This window comes from Stieleria magnilauensis, assembly GCA_007753675.1.
GTDB lineage: Bacteria > Planctomycetota > Planctomycetia > Pirellulales > Pirellulaceae > Stieleria > Stieleria magnilauensis.
In genome coordinates this window covers 6,795,704-6,813,143 of sequence record CP036432.1, presented here as the reverse complement: position 1 = coordinate 6,813,143, position 17,440 = coordinate 6,795,704, and the positions used below count along the sequence as shown (strand labels likewise).

Below are 17,440 nucleotides of genomic sequence, written 5' to 3'. Positions count from 1 at the left end.
CTGGCCAACCTCCAAACAGAACCGTTTAAAACCCCTTTCCCCTTTTTCGTCAATTGGTTCGATCACTCGGTGATCTCGCAGTGATGACTTGAGAATTGGGTGGGGACGCGTCAGACTGATTGACGGTCTGGTGTGTTCCTTTCGATTTCTTTCTTCAATTTTCACGGTTGCAGCCGAATGTATCCGCATCTCTTGCGACGCCCCTACGCTCCATTGGCAGTACTCGCGACTGCATTCCTGTTCTTGGGGTTTCTGTCTTCGACGCATCTCAGGGCGGAGTCAACCAATCGACCCAATATCGTTCTCATCCTGGCCGACGACTTGGGGTTTTCCGACTTGGGCTGTTACGGCGGCGAGATTCAAACGCCGAACCTGGATGCACTGGCTGAAAACGGGTTGCGGTTCACCCAGTTCTACAACACCGGACGCTGCTGGCCGACACGCGGATCGTTGATGACGGGATATTACGCCCAGCAAATTCGTCGCGACTTTTTGCCCGGAGTTCCAAGCGGCGGCGGCAACCGTGGCCTGCGACCCGATTGGGCCGTGCTGCTACCGGAGATGTTGTCTGAGGTTGGCTACCGATCCTATCACACCGGTAAATGGCACATCGACGACACGCCTACCAACTGCGGTTTCGAAAAGACATCGCTGAACCAGACGGGGCGTTATTTCAAGCCCAAGAACGGCCCCAACGGGAAACCGATCCGGCCGCTGCAGTTCGACGACGAATTTTACTTGACCAGCGCGATGGCTGATGATGCGATCCGGAACTTGAAGGAACACGCCGAGCAACATCCCGATCAACCGTTCTTTCAATACCTGGCGTTCACCGCGCCGCATTTCCCGCTGCACGCGCTACCGGAAGACATCGCGCTGTATGCCGAAACCTACAAAAGTGGCTGGGAAGCGATTCGCCGCCAACGTTGGCAACGCATGCAAGCCATGGGGCTGTTGGATCCCCAATCGGCTGATCGTGTTTCGGCAGTCGAACGAGACTTGGGGCCACCGTACCATTTCCCTGAGGCGTTTGAGATCCTTGGCGAGGGTGAAACCAACCGTCCGGTGGCCTGGAATCAGTTGACGGACAAACAGCAACAATTCCAGACGACCAAGATGGCGATTCATGCGGCGATGATCCACCGCATGGACATTGCGATCGGACGTGTCCTTGATCAAGTCCGCGCGATGGATCGCTGGGACGATACGATCGTCATGTTCTTGTCCGACAACGGCGCGAGTGCCGAAATCATGGTCCGCGGCGACGGGCACGATCCGGCCGAACCGCCGGGATCGGCACTGACCTATCTGTGCCTCGGCCCCGGTTGGTCGACCACCGCCAACACGCCGTTTCGACGCCACAAGACGTGGACGCACGAAGGCGGCATCGCGACCCCGTTCATCATCTCTTGGCCGAATCGAATCAAGGATCACGGTCAGTTTCGGCGCAACCCCCAACACGTGATCGACGTCGCCGCAACGCTGCTGGACTTGACCGGCGCGACGCACCCCGAAGATGCCCCGCCGCCACCGGGGACAAGTTTTCTCGCTGACTTGGACGACGCGTCTTCTGCTGACGAGCGGACGCTTTGGTGGTACCACGACGGGCACCGGGCGATCCGACGCGGACGCTGGAAAGCTGTTTCTCCGATCGGCGAACCCTGGGAACTGTACGATCTGTCCGTCGATCGGATCGAGTCGGTGGATCTTGCCTTGCCGCGCGCCGACAAACTGGCCGAGTTGGTCGCCGCATGGGAAAAGCAGCTCGAAGAATCGATTGAACTTGCCACTGGGGACCTTGCTGAAGACGTTCGAGGAAAGCAAGTGCGCTCGACTCGCCAATCGGACATGATGTCAAAAGCCCAGCAAGACGGACGCATCAAACGCAGTCAGGTGCTACCCAACGGGGAAACGTTCTTCGTCGCCGGTCGGCATGCCTTCTTGATGAAGCCTGATTCGGCGGCCGACGCGAAACTGCGCAAACCGTGGATCTTCTACGCCCCCGCCCTGTCGCGTTATCCCGACACGCATGAGTCATGGATGCACCAACAGTTCCTCGACGCCGGGGTCGCGGTCGCGGGAATCGACGTCGGCGAAGCCTACGGGAGCCCCCACAGCCAACCGTTCTTTGACGCCCTGTATGACGAAATGGTGTCACGCGGTTACAGCACCAAGCCGGCGTTGCTGGGCCGCAGCCGAGGCGGTTTGTACGTCAGCCGGTTTGCGATCGAGCGTCCGGAACGTGTTGCGGCGATCGGCGGCATCTATCCGGTACTCGACTACACCAGCTATCCCGGTGTGGAACGCGCCGCCGCGGTCTATGGCGTTTCGGCGGATGATCTGCAGCGACGACAGGACGAGTTGAATCCCGTCAAGAAACTGAAGGTGATCGCTGAAGCCGGGATCCCCGCGTACGTGATTCACGGAACCGACGACCGCGTCGTCCCGATCGATCGAAACTCTGCCGAGTTGGAATCCGCTTACCAGTCGGCCGGCAGCGCCGATGCCATCACCTTGGAACGCGTCGATGGCCAGGGGCACAATTTCTGGGAAGGCTTTTTTCGCAGCCAGAAATTGATCGATTTTCTGATCACCGAGGCCAAAGGCGACTGAGCCGATCAATCGTTGCGTGCTTTGCCAATGGCGCGTTTTGCCAGGCGTGCGCCCGATTGCATCAGCGGCAGCAGCGTGGAGACCGCCCAGTTCATCTTCGCTTCCAAGCTGATCACGATGCTTTGAAAGGGAAGACGTTGGGCATAGAAACTGTTGATCAATGCGTTGTTCGGATCGGTGCATGAATCGCAAACGGTGCATCCCGATTCGTGAAGCCAACGAACATTTTGCAGTTCCAATAGAAAGCCGGGTGAGAATTCGGCGAATCGTTCATCGTACGTGGTCTTGTATCCGCTGACGTGACCGCCGCTGCGAAGGTCGACGAGCATGGCGATGGAGGCGCCGTCGAGTGTGAGTCGCCCGAATCGGATCGAGTCCTGCTGGCCGAAGCGATCGACCATTTCAAGGAAAAAGGCAAGTGATTGACTTTGACAGGCCAACGCGGTGCCTTCGCGCCCCTTCCAGCCACTGGCTTCCAGGTCAACGAATTGGTGTGCCCACTGGTGAAGATCGTTCGCGCCGCCGGAGTGTTGAAAGGCGACGTCGCCCTTCCCTTGCAACTTCGTGAGAAGTTTTTTGGCTTTCTTTCGACGATTCTTTGACATGCATTGACGGAGATACGCTTCGGCGTCTGCGTCTGGTTCCACCGCGGCCCGAGTAAATCGATCGCGGCTGAAGGTGGAAAGACGGTTTTGGGCTGCGGTGCTGCGAAGGCACTGATCAAATTCCGGCGCGGCCGAGACGGTGTCGAAGGCCAGCAATCGGGCGCCCGTTTCGGAGAGTGACGTCAAGATCGCGGCGAGCGCTTCGTTGGCGTATTGGCGATCCAACAACGGAGTCGACTCGAACGCTTCGTCCGGCCGCCAGGCGTGAACGCAATGAATCGGCAAGCGATAAAACGCTTGCGTTACCAGGGGCATCACCCCGTAGACCTCTGACGCGTCGCCGTTTGCAGGCGTCCCCTCGACGACCAACAAACGCGCCGATGCGTCCGACCGGTGCTTCATCAGCGGAATCAAAAACTCCGGCTCGAAGCAGGGATTTCGCCACGCACAGCGTTCGACCAGCCGTCGCCAAGCCGGGACGAGGGATTCCATTTCACAAGCATCGGTCACAAACCGCCCCCGCAACGAAGGCGTGATGGACTGGCTGCAGGCGGTTGGACTGGAAGAGGCAAGCGTGATCATGGCGGAATCAGCGAGGCGGAAGGCAGATGACGGCCAATCCTACGTCGCAAACTCGCCACGATGCCGACGCTCCCTCCGGCGAATCCATTTCGCCGCTTCCGCTCAAATCAGCTTCTGGTCGATCGTACCGCTGATACGGATCGCACCGAGTATACCTCTTTTCCTGTCACCTTTTTTCTTGTCGGCGTCTCCACCGCGCGCGTCATCGTTCTGCCCCGGCTTTCCTGCCAAATGCCGCTGCCGGGATTAGCCGATTTCGGGATACGTCCAGGGCTGGCGGTACTTTCGTCGCAGCATGCCGTTGGCCTCTTCGTCACCGATGATGGATTGGGTGTCGGGGTCCCAGCGGACGCTGCGGCCGAGTTTCATCGAGAGCATGCCCAACAGGGCGAGCGTGGTGGCTTGGTGTCCGACCTCGATGTCCGCGACGGGGCGGCTTCCCGTTTCGATGCCGCGGAGGAAATCGGCATAGAGCAATTTCAGGTTGTGACCGTCGGGTTCTTGCAACTGGGCGTCTTGGTGGATCACTTGTTTCTTGCTGTCGGCCGGATAGAACGTCCAACCATCGCGCCAACCGATATGGAAGGTCCCCTGAGTGCCGAAGAAGTAGCAACCGATGCTGGTTTGCTCGGGGCCTTGCCCGGCAAACTTGCGATGTTCCCAGGTCGCGGTGAAGGAATCAAATTCGTAGGTTGCGGTTTGATGATCGGGGGCGTCGGTCGTTTGTTCTTCGTCATTCAAGACGGGGGCTCCGGCAATCGGTCGTCCGCCGGTCGAATGCACGCTATGGGGTGATTGCTGGTCGCTCCACCAAAGCATCTGGTCCAGCCAGTGGACGCCCCAATCGCCGAGTGTTCCGTTGGCAAAATCCAGGAAGTGCCGAAAGCCGCCGGGATGGATCCGTCGGCAATAAGGACGCAGCGGCGCGGGGCCGCAATACATCTCCCAGTCAAGGTTCTCCGGTGGTTCGCTGTTGCGTGTCGGTTTCTCCGCGCCGCCCCTGCTGTGGACAAACATGCGAACTAGCCCGATCTCTCCGGCACCTCCGTCCTTCAAGAATTTCATCCCCGAGACATGGTGGGGGCCGATGCGTCGATGTAGACCGACTTGGACCAGGCGATTGGCTGCACGTGAGGCGGCAAGAACGGCCTGGCTTTCGCCGATGGTGTGGCCGGTCGGTTTTTCGATAAAGACGTGCGCACCGGCTTCGATCGCAGCCAGTGCGTTGAGGGCGTGCCAGTGGTCCGGCGTGGCGATGATCGCCACCTCGACGTCTTCCTTTTCGAACAGCTCGCGATAGTCGGAGTAGGTTCGTGGGGTATCGCCGGACAAATCCGTTACTTCTTCTGCGTTGATCTCCAGCCGATCAGAATCGACATCGCACAGTGCGACTACTTTGGTTTGACCGCCGGCCATCGCTTCACGCAGGATGTTCATGCCCCACCAGCCGGCCCCGATCAGCGCCGTGCGGTATGTTTTGTCTTTGGAGGCCGCGTGAATGTTGGGAGCGGAGGCGAGTGTCGCGGCGGCAGCGGTTCCGGCGAGGAAGGATCGACGTTGCATGGGCATCGTTGGATGAGGTGGAGATTGCGAGGCCGGGGAGGTCAGGGGATCGACAGGCTGGAGGCCTGTCATGTGGGTATTCTAATCACGGCAGTCGACGCAGACGAGTTGGCCTTGGATGCTTCGACAGAAGATGCGGCCGTCGGACAGGACGGGGGCGGTCCAGGATTTTCCGTCAAGGACTTTCGCTTCAGTGATGGGGTCCCAGCCGTCGGGTGTCGCCGGTGCGATCATCAATTCTCCCGGTTCGGTCAGTAACAGCAACCGACCGCCGGCCAGCGCCAGGCCACCCGGTCGCAAGTCGTCGACCGACCAGCGGATCTCACCGGTCGCCCAATCCATGCAACGCAACCGTGCACCGGTTTCCATGTCGCCGTCGATGCCGTAAAGGTGCCCCTGATAAAGGATCGAACTGTGGATCTGATTCTTCATCTCCTTCGATTTCCAAATCAGACTCGGCGTCGCGTCGTTCAGATCGAACAGTGCCGCGCCGCGATTGTATCCGGAGCAGAGAAACATCTTGCCGTCATGAAAGATCGGATCAGCGGCGTTGCAATTGAAGCTGGTCAACCAACGCTCGGCCCAAAGTTGTTTGCCTGATTGGATGTCGACACCGATGTAGGCACGTCCCGATGCGATCACGGCCGCCGTCGGATCGGAATCGGGGATCAACACGGGCGACGCGTATCCACATTCCCGGTCGTCAGAGCTCCATGACAGTTCGCCGCTGTGCTTGTCGACCGCGACACCGGATTCGCCGAGGTTCAACAACAGTTTGTCTCCGATCACCAGCGGAGCGGCCGAACATCCCCAGCCGGGCAATCGCACATCCGCCTCCTCGGCGACATTTTTGCCCCACACTTTGGTCCCATCGGAAGTCTGCAGGCAAAACAGTTCACCGGCACGCCCCATCACGTAGACCCGATCACCATCGACGGTCGGTGTCGAAATCGGACCGCCTTCGAAGTCGCGGGCATCCAATTCCGCAGGATAGCCGAACGTCCATCTCACCTCTCCGTCGGCGACGTTCAGGCAATAGACGACGTCTTGGTCATCGACGTGACCGAGCGTGAAGACGCGTCCGTCCTTGACCACGACCGACGAAAACCCGGTGCCGACCGAATGGGACCAGGCGATGGTCGGCTGCCCATTTTTCCAATCGCAGTTCCACTCCGTTTCGGTGGAGATTCCATCTCCATTGGGTCCCCGCCAGCGATACCAATCTTCGGCGACAGAGCATGAAACGCCGATGGGAAGGGCAAACACAAGTAGCGTGCGGGAAAAAACGGACGTCGCGACGCTCGCCAGACCGTGAACCCTTCGTCGTCTTGTGACGGCAGCGACGCAGTGGCGGGAAACAGATGCTAATTTGTGGCGAAGCAACAACGGGTGGGGCAAGGGCATCGTCGTGGTCGGTCCAATCGGGGGCAGGCGTCAATGGCGGGCCGTCAATTTAACACCGCAACGCAACCGCGTACACGCGTTCTCGTTTGCCATGCCGCGAAACGTTTCGCACACGAAGGTCGAGCGAAGTTGGCGGCATACGCATCAAGTTAAGCGGCACCCGCTCCTGCGGCCCGCACGCCAGCGGCGTGCCACATCAAAGCTTGGGGTCGCGCCCGCGCACCCCAAGTTCCTGTCGCCAACAGGCCGCCAACCCCAACGGGGTTGAACAGAGCTTCGCCGGTCACCCTTCCAAGAGTTTTCCGAACAGCCCGAGCAGGAACCCGAACACAGCACCGAGCGGTGGAAAGCTGCTGTTTTTCAATGTCGCTTGAGGCGCGATGTCTTCGAAGACCAAGTAGAGAATGCCTGCGGCGGCGAAGACTTGCATCCAACCGAGAGCCACCTCGTGATCGGCCAACACCTGGTATCCCACAAGGCCCAACAGTGGACCGAGCAAGGCTGCGATGGTGAACCAAAACAAGATTTTGCGGCTTGCCATGCCGCTGCTGCGAAGCTCGCGATAGGCATTGAAGCCTTCGGGCAGGTTTTGCAGCGTGATGATCCCGGCCAGTAGCATTGCGCCACCCTTGCCGGCCGAGATCAATGCACCTAACGCCATCACTTCGGGAATGAAGTCCGACAGCATGGCGACCAGCTGAGACGCCGAGGATTGACTTCGATCGAGTAACACCTGCAAGCCCCAAAAGCACAACCCACCGGCGGTGAATGCGACCACCGCTTCCCAGGTCGCGATCCGTTCGGTGCCGTGGGGAATCAGCACCAAGGCAACCGCCGAAAACAGCGCGCCGCCGCCGAACGCAATCACGGTGTGACGAAATTCCTCCTCGAGCCATCCGGGGCGAATCTTCTCAAACGACGCAATCACATCGCCCAGTGGGATCGCCCCGCCGGCAACAGCGGTAAAGACGATCATTTGAATGATGGGCTCCATCAGAAAGCGAACTCCTTGTAATCCCGCAATTGCGTCGGCGTCTTCAACGATGTCTGGTGGCGTCACGAATCGGACGCACTGCCGCGACGATCACCAACATCAATGTGCTTGGCTGATGTGTTCGCCGAGCAGATCGCGGCCGAAGTCGCCGTTGAACAGACGCCAGGTCGCGTGGGCGTGGTTGGCGTCGTTTTGCGTGTTGGCATATTCGACCAGGAACGCTTGCGGCATGACGATGCGGAAGTAGTGTGCCTCGCCCCGTTTCGTGCTACCGGCCCAGGCGAATCGGAGGTTGTCGGCGGCATCGCGGATCTTTTGCATCGCTTCACCGCTGATTTCCTGCCGACCGTTGCTGGCGAATTCAGACAAGACACCCAACAGCAGTTCCCGCTGTTGCGAATTCATGTCGCTTCCTTTCACCCCTTGCTCTTCCGGCGGGCTGGCCGTGCGATCTTGACCCGACAAGATCTCTTTGGGTGGCTTGTCGCTGAACACGGCGGCGTTGCCGAGCGATTGGCCCAGCTTGCGGGCGATGTCTTCCATGGCTCCGAGAGGACGGATGCCGCTTCGCGGGCCTTCGCGAACTTCGGCGGGATTGGTACCGAAGAATGCCGGTGTCACCGCCACCTTTCCGTCCACGATGGTGTAGTTGAGCGACAGGTGGTGACCTTCGAATCGCCAACCCCATGCACCTTGCTTGCCGGGTTTTCCGAAAATGGTCACGTAGTATTTTTCGGGGTCGCGTACGTCGGGACGGTTTTCTTTTTCACGGAGGATCTGTTCCAGACTCATGATCGTCGTCGCTGTCATGAATCCTTTTTGGCTGAGCCCGGTGTTCAGCAACGCGTAGGCGTAGTGATCTTGGACGGGGCTCAGTTCACTGAGTTTGATGCCCTGACGGTCAAAGGGGACGTAGTGCCAGTTCTCCCGTTCGTCGGCTTTGAACTCCAGGACGGCCTTGCCCTTTTGTTCCGGCGTGAGCCACTGGATGAACGCGTTTGCCGCGGCGGCCATTTCGTCGGCCGGGTTCGATTCGTGGCCTGGGTGCGCCGACGCGACAGACACCAGCAGGAGCGGAAGGAGCAGTGATGTGATGCGTGTGTTCATGATGGGATGTGGAAGGGACGGTGGGCGGTAATGGAGAGGAAAAGTTTAACCCAATTGAGAGCCGGTCGTGCAATATCACTGAGCCACAGATTTCATCACCGGCCGCCGGATGGTATTTTGTTGATCGGGCGGCAGGAGCTTCTTTGTGTTGTAAACTGAGCGGGCAATGGCGACGATTGAGCGACTGGCACTGACCGATTTCAGGCGACGTGTGGTTGCCGGTGCATTTCCCGATTTTCAGCGATTGGCCGATGCGCTCCGTTGGCTGCAATTCGTCCAGGCCGACCCGATTCGGTCGCCGGCGCGGGCTCAGGATTTGATGCTCCGGCAGCGCGTGGATGGGTACGTCGCGGGTGAGTTAGAAGCGACGTTTCCCGATCTGGAGGCGGAGGAAGGCTATCTTTTCGCGTATGGGTTCATGACCCCCGAAGTCTGGCGGGAACTCCGTTGGCGTCCGAATCGGAAACTAAAAAAGTTGGAACGCGACGTGCTCGACGCGGTGGCGGAATTGGGCGAAGTTCATCCGCGCGGATTGGACGAGCGGTTCGGACGCAAGACGGTGAAGAACTACTGGGGCGGCAAGTCCCAACAGACCAAGCGGATTCTGGAGCATCTTCACCATCACGGCTACTTGCGAGTCGTTCGCCGAGAGAAAGGGATTCGTGTCTATCAGGTCCCCGAGCAGTCCGATGGACAGGATTCAGACCCGCGCGGACGCTATCGTCGACTCGTCATGACAACGGTTCATGTTTTCGGCGCCTCGACCAAACAAATGGTCGTGTCCGAATTGCGCAGTCACAACCATCTGCTGCCATCGCGGCAGGAGCGATTGGCGGCCGTCGAGTCGTTGATGGAGGACGGACACTTGAAAGAAGTGCAGGTTGCGGGTATCACGTACCTGTGGAGACGAGAGCATTGGTTGGATGATGAGGTTCCCGACCGGGTTCGAATCCTGGCTCCCTTCGATCCCTTGGTGCGGGATCGGGCGAGATTCCAGCAGCTGTGGGGATGGGACTATCGTTTCGAGGCGTATGTCCCGGCGGCGAAACGGATCCGTGGCTACTATGCGATGCCGGTTCTGTGGCGCGATCAAGTGATCGGCTGGGCAAACGCGAACGTGAACGACGACCGCTTGGATGTGCAATTGGGGTACGTGAGCAAACGACCGCGTGAGAAAGCGTTTCGAATGCAGGCGGAAGCAGAAGTGGAGGCGACGGCGAAGTTCTTGGGCTTGGACAGCGGCGCGTGGGAACTCGCGTTGTGACGCAACCGTCACCGTCAATCAATCCGCGTGAGCATCACCCCGACGGCAAACCAAAAAGATGCTCGCACAGAGATCGGGATAGACCTGCCCGAGTTGATAACAGCCTTCCAGGTAGTCATCGGAAATGATGTCGGTTTGCAACAACCTGTCCCACTGGAAATTCGCTAAGGCCTTAAAGAAAATGCCTGTGCGATAGACGACGTCGAGCCCGGCCGCTCGAGCGTCCCGTTCCAATGTGTCTAAGGAGTAAGTGATCCGGTGGCCGTGCTCGCACTCAGCGTCGGTCACCGCGCTGTGATGCGAAATCAGCCCCATCTTCACCGCGATTTGCCGTGACGGTGCGTTGGCATTGGGGCACACCAACAACAATCTGCCCCGATCGCTCAGCCATTCCTGGTTGATGCGTTTGAGAACCAAGACGGGATCATCGAGGTGTTCGAGAACATGGGTCAAGACGACGTTGTCGTATCGAGTCGGCAACGTCACTTCTTCGAACGTGCCGTGGATGCATTGGACTTTGCCCCCGAGCGTCTCGTTCATCGTGGTGATCGCCGCATCAGACGCTTCGACACAGGTCAGGTCGTCAAAGTGGTCGAGCAGACGCTTGGTAAAGCTGCCCTGGAAGCTGCCCAATTCCAGGCAGTTTCCCGAGCGAAAAAACGGTTCAAACGACCGGATCATGAAGCGATGCATCACGTCCAGGTCAAAGTTGTAAGCGTATTTGTGTTCGGGGGTGTCACGCCATTCGGCGTTGTAGTCGCGCGGTTCATTCGACCCAGTCATCCATCCGTCCCCAAAATAAGTTGCATCAACACGTTTTGACCCTTGGTGGCCGATCGACGGTATCCGAGTTTTGAATACAGCGAGATAGCGAGTGCGTTTCCCGCCGAAACTTCCAACGCGATCTCTTGAGCGCCACGCTGCATCACCTCACGGTGACAGCAAGCCATCAGTTGGCGCGCAATCCCTTGTGAACGATACGCCTGCAGCACACTGACGTTGGAAACGAATGCCTTCGCGGGCTGGGTTTCGAGATCCAGATAACAGGCGACCAATCCGACAAGTTTTTCCCGGTGCCAAGCTTCCCACGTGACGGACCGCCGAAACAATTTCTCGGCGTAGCTGGGCAGATCCACACGATCGGCAAGCGGCGGTTGAAACTGTCCCGAGCAAGCTTCTAAATGCTCCAGGATTTCAACACGCGTGGCTCGCGAGATCGTGTACTGGACCGATTGTGGTGTCCGAGTTGATTCCATCAATCAAGCCTCCGCCACCGCGATTCCGAACCCGCGTCGTCCGAACTCGTTTCCGTTGTACAGCAGGTAAGTGTTTTGGTTGTGATGAAACACGTGGGGATAGCACATCATCTGACCGTCCCACGCATCCGCGGACGTAGAACGCTCGATCCCGACCTGGTCATCGTCGCGTGTCCACTGTTGAAGATCGTCAGAAAACGCATAGCCGATCCGGTAGCCACGTTCGGGGTTGGTGCGGAAGTCGCTGGCATAACGGTAGCAGAAATACATGTGAAACCGTCCGCCCGACTCAATGACCGTCGGCAAAGCCTGGCATTCGTCGTCGCCGATCGCATCGGCGATCAGCTGGTCTCCGCCGGTTTTTTTCCATTGGATGCCGTCGGGCGAGGTCGCGTGTGCGATCTTGTAGATCCGATCGGGTTCGGATTGACCGGCAAACTGTCGCCACGGAAGACCAAAGATATACCACATGTGAAAGACATCACCGAAACGCCGCACAAATCCGTCGCCGACCAGACAGGGCTCGTGCAGGGTCGCCGAGAGGATCGGGCCGTCACCGTGACGCTTGAACGTGGTTCCGCCGTCGTCACTGATCGCCAAGCCGATTCCCGTTTCGACCGAAACGCCCACCCGTCGACTCCAACCGCAGGTATAGGCAAACACCTGATCACCAACGCGAATCGGGCTCAATGGAAAGATCCCGTGCTCGTCGAAGCAGCCGAGTCCGCCTAGCGAGAGGACGGGTTGTTCGGCCACCCGAAGCACGTGTTGCAGTTCCCAATTCAAGTCGACGAACAAGACGTGGCTGAGGAATTTGCCGCTATCGGCGTCACGTCGGCGCGACGAAAAATAGATCCGCACGAAGCCGTCGCAGACCAATGCCTGCGGGGACTGAGCGAACTCGGTGCAGTCGGCGGGCAAGTCGTAATCGGTCGGGTCGAAGAGGCGTCCCCGTTTTCGCCATCGCGGTGCCTGGTTCGTCACAGCTGCCCCTCCAAAACCGCGACGCCGAACCCGTGTTTGCCGACGTGATTGCCGAGATAAAACAGGTAGGTGCGTCCGTCGTGCATGAAGACATGGGGATAGCTGACCATCTCGCTATCCCAGCCACTGTCGGAAACCGTGATGCCCGCGCGGTCGTCGTCGCGTGTCCAATGAAAGAGATCGTCGGAGTAGGCATAGCCGATTCTGTAGCCGCCGCTTTTGCCGCGATAGTTTCGGCTGTGGCGATAACAGAAGAACATGTGGTACTTGCCGTCGCAGTAGATCACATCGGGGCTGGCTTGGGCTTCGTCGAGTTCGATTCGGCTCTCCAGCAAATCTTCGCCTTGCTTCTGCCAGTGGAGCCCGTCGTCGGAAGTCGCAAGGCGAATTTTGTAGACGGGTTCTGCGCGGCCGTTGTCGTCGATCCACTTTCTGCCCGCGATGTAAAATAGATACCATCGATCATTGAATCGGCGGATCTTGGGGCCGCTGATCACGAAGGGTTCGTCCGGCGTGTACGGAATCACCGGGCCGGGACCGAGCTTTGTGAAGCTCTGGCCGCCGTCATGACTCTCCGCCACACCGATCGCCGTGTTGAACGGAACCGACTCACATCGCGTCCATCCCGCGTAGTACGCACGAAACACATCGTTGAAGCGGATCACGGAGATGGGATAGATGCCGAATTGGTCAAACATCCCCATCTCGCCCAGCGGCAGCACGGGACGGTCGCTGACGCGGAGCACGGTTTGCAGGTCGGATCGATCGAGGTCCAGATAAGTCGAGTAGCTGGTGTATTGCCCGTTGGAATCGGGCGCCGGTCGACAGGAAAAATAGACTCGCAAAAAATCATCGTGCGGCACCACGCAAGGCGCCTGAGCGAACTCCTGAATCCAGCCAGCGCCGGGACAGGTCGATTCCGTCGGGTCAAATACCTTGCCCAGCTTTGTCCAGCGATAAGGCTCCGTCATGGCACCGGCGTGGGATTGGCAACCAGCGTGTATCCGTTTTCTACCCACTGGCGAACCCTTTCCGTCGAATTGAACATCAGCACATCCAGGATGGAAAGCCAAGCGACGAAGGGATGGTTGAACTGTTGATAGGATCGGTTTTCCGATTGGATAAATCTCAAGTCAATTCCCACCGCATTCAACGCCGTATGATCATACAACGCCGCCCCGCCAATCGCATTGACATACATCGTCGCGTCCAAAGCGCGACAGATCGCCAAGACCTTGTCTTGACCACGCTCGGAGTGGTCGATCGAAATCGTGGACGAGTCAATGATCGTTGTTCCGATCCCCAGGTGCTCGCAAAGCAGGATGAGGGAATGTTTGATGAAACGAAACAAATTGGTTTCAGGGGACTCGATCGCCGTCGTGAACAAATTCATCGCTTCGGCGAAGTGCGGCGCCTTTCGGTACGCGGATCGGACTCGGTTGAGTAGTTTGCGACGATCGAAGTCTTCCGAAACTTCTCGCTGTTCGATGGTGCTGTAGTCAGACGCCTTGCGCAGCGGGATCGAGAACAACACATCGCTGCCGTTGACCAGCATCCTGTTGCGATTGATCCAGCCTTTCTTGGTGTACTGCAGATTGTCGTAGAGCACCAAAGCGTCGGCAGCGTTAAGCAGGTGAAAGTAGCCGATATAGGGAAAGAAATACGGCTGCATGATGGCGATCCGCTTCTCCCCCATTGCATTGCCCCGTGATGGAAGTGGTCGGAATCCGAGCGTCGATCGGTGAGCCGGTTGCGGCATCACCCACGTCATTGGGATATCGTCATTGCATGAGCGAACCTTGAATGGGCCGACGCCGACGCCAATTCATTGCTAGCAACGCGTGACGCAGGTCCGAGGTCACAAGGGGGGGGCAGACGTGAGGCAGACTGGGAGAGGGTCAAAAAATGGGTTGGTCAAAAAATGGGGACACCCGTGTAAACAAATTGCACCTCGCCTTCATTTTTTGACCAACTCCAGTGCGAAGTCAGCCGCCGGACTGAGCCCGAAAGTTGGTCCAAAGCAGAATGCCGAGGATGAAGACTGCGATGCCGAACCAGCCGAATCCGTCCAATTCAGCGCGCGTCGCCGTCCCGAACGCCCATCCGAAACAGAACACCGACACAACTCCCCACAAGAGCCCCGGCTGTTGGTTATCGTGCGTGGCGATCGGAGAGCGATAGGGATTCTTCACTGGGGAGCATGTTGAGACAGTTGTTTGATGCTAGCATCCAATATAGTCAACCCCCAAAACACGTCCAGCGACAACAGTCATCGCAAATGCAAATTCGAAACTATCACGCTGACGACGAGGCGGAAGTCATTTCGCTGTGGCGGCGATCAGGATTGACTCGCCCGTGGAATGATCCGCACAAGGACATTGCCCGCAAGATGAGCGTGCAATCGGAGTGGTTCTTGGTCGGTGAACTGGACGGACAGATGATCGCGACGGTGATGGCCGGATACGATGGGCACCGCGGTTGGATCAACTATCTGGCCGTGGATCCCGATCATCGCAGAGGCGGTCACGCTCGGGCCATCATGCAACACGCCGAGCGTTTGCTGCGTGAAGCCGGTTGCCCGAAAATCAATCTTCAAATCCGCAAAGACAACGCCGACGCGATCGCGTTCTATGAAAGGATCGGGTTTTGCGAAGACGATGTGGTTAGTTTCGGAAAGCGGTTGATTGAGGATCCGTAACCAAGGAAATCCTATTTTGAACACTCCAACCCTTTACAAAATCCTCGCCAAAGCCGATTGGGACGACGCGCGCTCCGCAAACGTTTTCTCAGGCTGCGGCATTGATTTGACTGACGGCTTTATCCACCTGTCCGGTCACAACCAAGTCGAGACGACGGCGAAACTGTACTTTGCCGGACGAGAGGATTTACTGTTGGTTGCCGTCGACGCCGATCAACTCGGTGAGACATTGCGGTGGGAGGCCTCCCGTGACGGAGCCCTTTTCCCGCATGTCTATGGTGACATTCCATTGGACGCAGTGATCTCGGTCGATCCACTGCCGCTGGGTGAAGACGGGAGTCATCGGTTTCCGGATTCGTTCAGACCGGCTCAGTAGGGCGGGATACGTGTTGATGTCGGCCAGGCAAAGCCTGACCGACGCAAGCTGGAAGCGTACGCCACGTTTAGAACAGCCTCGCTCCGATTCGTTTGATACATTCGGATCGATCAACGGCCTTCGTTTGTGGTTACGTCAATCGGCGACGGGAAAGGCCATCGCGGTGCGCTGTGCCTGGTCCAGCTGGGGCACGTCTCGCGGCACCACGAATTCGATCTCCGCGCCGCCCTCGTCGGGGTTGCGGGCGAGAATCTGGCCGCCATGTGCTTCCACGATGCGACGACTGATCGACAGCCCCAGCCCCGTCCCGTGTTGCTTGGTCGTGTAAAAGGGTTCGAACGCACGGACCAGAGCTTCGGCGTAAAACGGTTGCCCATCGTTGTGAATGCTGATCCGCACGGCGGCCTGATTTCGGATCGTGGTTCGCTCATGTCTCACGCGGATGTGGACGCGACCGTGTGGCTGGTCAAAGGCATTGTCCAGAATCTGATGGAACACTTCCTGGAACTTGCCACGGTCGACGCACGCCAGATCATCGTCGGTGTCGTCCCCCACGATCTCGATCCGGTTCGCCCAGGCGTCGCATTTCATTTGCAACTCATCAAACACGCTTTGACACAGGGGTGCCAAGTGGGTCGCGGTTCGACTCAACGTGATCGGTGCGGCGAATCGCCTGACCTCGTCGTAGTTCTCCAGCAGATCGGAAAGGGAACGGCGGATCTTGCGAGACAATTCCAGGTGGCGGTCGCTTTCGCTGAAGTCCAGTTCGAGCAGGTCCAGACAGGCAACGGCTCGCTGCAGCGCGTTGCGGCTCTCGTGCGCCAGACCGCTAATCATCTTGGCGATCGCATCAAACCGTTCATATTCCAACCGTTGGCCATCGAGCGTGCCCGAGTCGGACCTCGAAAAATTGGCCAGGATCAATGGCTCGGATTGTTCTTCGACCGGGACCAACGTGACGTCGACCACCATCTCTGAGCCGTCTTTACAGACAACGCGCTGGGGCCCCCCCTGTTCCATGTCGATCGGTGTCTGTGCCATTGCGTGCGCCGAGTGTGCGTGGTCGTCACGTTGGCTGATCTCCGGCAGCAACCCATCAAGCGTTGATCCGGTGATCTCCGAAGGTGCATAGCCGAACCAATGCTGGGCATTCTCATTGGCAAACAGAATGGTCCCCGAATGGTCCGCAACCACGACCGCGGAAGGGGAAACTTCCATGGCCTGACGTGTGAGCGACGAGTGAGAAAAGAGTTTTGCGAGTGAATTCATGGTTCGAACTGCCACGTGAGAGGACTCGTGAACACACCCCCACCCCGCACGCAGAGTGCCGAACCGGACCAAAACTCAAATTTTCTTATCCCAAAAACCGCAGGATTTGAGACGGTTTTGTCAAGTGGGCATGAGTTTCGCAGGATGTGGATTTTGACTGACGTAACCAATCGTGTTTTCCCGTGGGCGCGTCCCTGGCCGCCGGGTGCTCCGTCGCCAGCGGGCGATGACCCAAAGGAGTTGATCCTGATGTCAACTGTGCGAACCTTCCCCTCAGACTCGGATGCGGAATCGAGTGAAGTCCGCCAAACGGAACAGACTGGCCAGGCTGCCGGTGGCGGCATCAGGAACTCGCCCGATCGCAGCGACGTACCTGACGGCGAGCCGGCGGGGGGCTGCGAGGTGGCGGGGGACTGCGAGCCGGCGGGGGACTGCGAGCCGGCGGGGGATCGCCCGTCGCAACCGATCGCTTCCTCCAGCGCGTGTGAAAAGAATGCCTTTTTCCGCGAGATCCTCGCCCAATCCGGATCGGGCGAATTGCGGCAAATCGAGGTGAACGTGCAGGACGGTCAGATCATTCTGCGCGGTCGCGTTTCAAGCTTCTACCAAAAGCAGATGGCGCAGGAATCGCTTTTGCCCGTGGCCATCGGAATGCAGATCTGTAACGAGCTGGAGGTCGATCCCTAGGCCGGATGGTTCGTCAGTGTGTGGGCGTCGGGTGGAAC

17 protein-coding genes are annotated in these 17,440 nt (G+C 58.4%); 5 read left to right on the top strand and 12 right to left on the bottom strand.

The features are described 5' to 3' along the window. The first annotated feature begins 177 nt into the window (after positions 1–177). Complete coding sequence (locus tag TBK1r_RS24380; protein WP_145216727.1) at positions 178–2,613, top strand: sulfatase-like hydrolase/transferase; 2,436 nt, start codon at positions 178–180, stop codon at positions 2,611–2,613. 5 nt (positions 2,614–2,618) lie between these two features. Here TBK1r_RS24380 and TBK1r_RS24375 read toward each other — a convergent pair whose 3' ends face one another. The 5 genes from TBK1r_RS24375 to TBK1r_RS24355 all read right to left on the bottom strand — a co-directional run bounded on the left by TBK1r_RS24375 (position 2,619) and on the right by TBK1r_RS24355 (position 8,868). Then, positions 2,619–3,800, bottom strand: a complete 1,182-nt coding sequence (locus TBK1r_RS24375) for a GNAT family N-acetyltransferase (protein ID WP_145216724.1) — start codon at positions 3,798–3,800, stop codon at positions 2,619–2,621. 246 nt (positions 3,801–4,046) lie between these two features. After that, complete coding sequence (locus tag TBK1r_RS24370) at positions 4,047–5,363, bottom strand: Gfo/Idh/MocA family protein (RefSeq protein ID WP_145216722.1); 1,317 nt, start codon at positions 5,361–5,363, stop codon at positions 4,047–4,049. A gap of 81 nt (positions 5,364–5,444) precedes the next feature. After that, positions 5,445–6,629 carry a PQQ-binding-like beta-propeller repeat protein gene (locus TBK1r_RS24365; RefSeq protein ID WP_419580350.1) on the bottom strand — a complete coding sequence of 395 codons (1,185 nt, stop codon included), beginning with the start codon at positions 6,627–6,629 and terminating at the stop codon, positions 5,445–5,447. Between the two features lie 421 nt (positions 6,630–7,050). Beyond that, positions 7,051–7,761 (bottom strand): ZIP family metal transporter, encoded by a 711-nt coding sequence (locus TBK1r_RS24360; RefSeq protein WP_145216716.1) that lies wholly within the window; start codon positions 7,759–7,761, stop codon positions 7,051–7,053. Positions 7,762–7,860: 99 nt separating this feature from the next. After that, positions 7,861–8,868 (bottom strand): DUF3500 domain-containing protein, encoded by a 1,008-nt coding sequence (locus TBK1r_RS24355; protein WP_145216713.1) that lies wholly within the window; start codon positions 8,866–8,868, stop codon positions 7,861–7,863. A gap of 166 nt (positions 8,869–9,034) precedes the next feature. On the opposite strand from TBK1r_RS24355, the gene TBK1r_RS24350 reads away from it, so the two are divergent. Further along, positions 9,035–10,132 (top strand): DNA glycosylase AlkZ-like family protein, encoded by a 1,098-nt coding sequence (locus tag TBK1r_RS24350; RefSeq protein WP_145216710.1) that lies wholly within the window; start codon positions 9,035–9,037, stop codon positions 10,130–10,132. A gap of 18 nt (positions 10,133–10,150) precedes the next feature. Here TBK1r_RS24350 and TBK1r_RS24345 read toward each other — a convergent pair whose 3' ends face one another. The 6 genes from TBK1r_RS24345 to TBK1r_RS24320 all read right to left on the bottom strand — a co-directional run bounded on the left by TBK1r_RS24345 (position 10,151) and on the right by TBK1r_RS24320 (position 14,564). Continuing rightward, positions 10,151–10,915 carry a class I SAM-dependent methyltransferase gene (locus tag TBK1r_RS24345; RefSeq protein ID WP_145216707.1) on the bottom strand — a complete coding sequence of 255 codons (765 nt, stop codon included), beginning with the start codon at positions 10,913–10,915 and terminating at the stop codon, positions 10,151–10,153. Then, entirely contained in the window at positions 10,912–11,388 is a 477-nt protein-coding gene (locus TBK1r_RS24340) for a GNAT family N-acetyltransferase (RefSeq protein WP_145216704.1), read from the bottom strand. The genes TBK1r_RS24345 and TBK1r_RS24340 overlap by 4 nt, the downstream gene beginning before the upstream one ends. Before the next feature lie 3 nt (positions 11,389–11,391). Next, the gene (locus TBK1r_RS24335) at positions 11,392–12,372 is read right to left on the bottom strand and encodes a glycoside hydrolase family protein (protein ID WP_145216701.1); all 981 of its coding nucleotides are present in this window, start codon (positions 12,370–12,372) and stop codon (positions 11,392–11,394) included. Further along, positions 12,369–13,343: a glycoside hydrolase family protein gene (locus tag TBK1r_RS24330; protein ID WP_145216698.1), complete on the bottom strand. Its 975-nt coding sequence runs from the start codon at positions 13,341–13,343 to the stop codon at positions 12,369–12,371. The genes TBK1r_RS24335 and TBK1r_RS24330 overlap by 4 nt, the downstream gene beginning before the upstream one ends. Next, on the bottom strand, positions 13,340–14,068 hold the full coding sequence (locus tag TBK1r_RS24325; RefSeq protein ID WP_145216695.1) for a WbqC family protein: 729 nt from the start codon (positions 14,066–14,068) through the stop codon (positions 13,340–13,342). The genes TBK1r_RS24330 and TBK1r_RS24325 overlap by 4 nt, the downstream gene beginning before the upstream one ends. A 289-nt stretch (positions 14,069–14,357) precedes the next feature. Next, positions 14,358–14,564, bottom strand: coding sequence for a hypothetical protein (locus TBK1r_RS24320; RefSeq protein WP_145216692.1), 207 nt, complete (start codon positions 14,562–14,564; stop codon positions 14,358–14,360). Positions 14,565–14,650: 86 nt separating this feature from the next. On the opposite strand from TBK1r_RS24320, the gene TBK1r_RS24315 reads away from it, so the two are divergent. Then, positions 14,651–15,070, top strand: coding sequence for a GNAT family acetyltransferase (locus TBK1r_RS24315; protein ID WP_145216689.1), 420 nt, complete (start codon positions 14,651–14,653; stop codon positions 15,068–15,070). A gap of 16 nt (positions 15,071–15,086) precedes the next feature. Next, on the top strand, positions 15,087–15,446 hold the full coding sequence (locus tag TBK1r_RS24310) for a DUF952 domain-containing protein (RefSeq protein ID WP_419580349.1): 360 nt from the start codon (positions 15,087–15,089) through the stop codon (positions 15,444–15,446). A 135-nt stretch (positions 15,447–15,581) separates the two neighbouring features. Here TBK1r_RS24310 and TBK1r_RS24305 read toward each other — a convergent pair whose 3' ends face one another. Further along, on the bottom strand, positions 15,582–16,715 hold the full coding sequence (locus TBK1r_RS24305) for an ATP-binding protein (RefSeq protein WP_145216686.1): 1,134 nt from the start codon (positions 16,713–16,715) through the stop codon (positions 15,582–15,584). Positions 16,716–16,964: 249 nt separating this feature from the next. Between TBK1r_RS24305 and TBK1r_RS24300 the strand changes: the two genes are divergently transcribed. Continuing rightward, positions 16,965–17,402 carry a BON domain-containing protein gene (locus TBK1r_RS24300; RefSeq protein WP_145216683.1) on the top strand — a complete coding sequence of 146 codons (438 nt, stop codon included), beginning with the start codon at positions 16,965–16,967 and terminating at the stop codon, positions 17,400–17,402. Positions 17,403–17,440 lie beyond the last annotated feature (38 nt).

Bases quoted from the DNA above. Each gene is read 5' to 3' on its own strand.
- TBK1r_RS24380 (WP_145216727.1), top strand. From the start codon at position 178: ATGTATCCGCATCTCTTGCGACGCCCCTACGCTCCATTGGCAGTACTC.
- TBK1r_RS24375 (WP_145216724.1), bottom strand. From the start codon at position 3,800: ATGATCACGCTTGCCTCTTCCAGTCCAACCGCCTGCAGCCAGTCCATC.
- TBK1r_RS24370 (WP_145216722.1), bottom strand. From the start codon at position 5,363: ATGCAACGTCGATCCTTCCTCGCCGGAACCGCTGCCGCCGCGACACTC.
- TBK1r_RS24360 (WP_145216716.1), bottom strand. From the start codon at position 7,761: ATGGAGCCCATCATTCAAATGATCGTCTTTACCGCTGTTGCCGGCGGG.
- TBK1r_RS24355 (WP_145216713.1), bottom strand. From the start codon at position 8,868: ATGAACACACGCATCACATCACTGCTCCTTCCGCTCCTGCTGGTGTCT.
- TBK1r_RS24350 (WP_145216710.1), top strand. From the start codon at position 9,035: ATGGCGACGATTGAGCGACTGGCACTGACCGATTTCAGGCGACGTGTG.
- TBK1r_RS24345 (WP_145216707.1), bottom strand. From the start codon at position 10,915: ATGACTGGGTCGAATGAACCGCGCGACTACAACGCCGAATGGCGTGAC.
- TBK1r_RS24340 (WP_145216704.1), bottom strand. From the start codon at position 11,388: ATGGAATCAACTCGGACACCACAATCGGTCCAGTACACGATCTCGCGA.
- TBK1r_RS24330 (WP_145216698.1), bottom strand. From the start codon at position 13,343: ATGACGGAGCCTTATCGCTGGACAAAGCTGGGCAAGGTATTTGACCCG.
- TBK1r_RS24325 (WP_145216695.1), bottom strand. From the start codon at position 14,068: ATGGGGGAGAAGCGGATCGCCATCATGCAGCCGTATTTCTTTCCCTAT.
- TBK1r_RS24315 (WP_145216689.1), top strand. From the start codon at position 14,651: ATGCAAATTCGAAACTATCACGCTGACGACGAGGCGGAAGTCATTTCG.
- TBK1r_RS24305 (WP_145216686.1), bottom strand. From the start codon at position 16,715: ATGAATTCACTCGCAAAACTCTTTTCTCACTCGTCGCTCACACGTCAG.
- TBK1r_RS24300 (WP_145216683.1), top strand. From the start codon at position 16,965: ATGTCAACTGTGCGAACCTTCCCCTCAGACTCGGATGCGGAATCGAGT.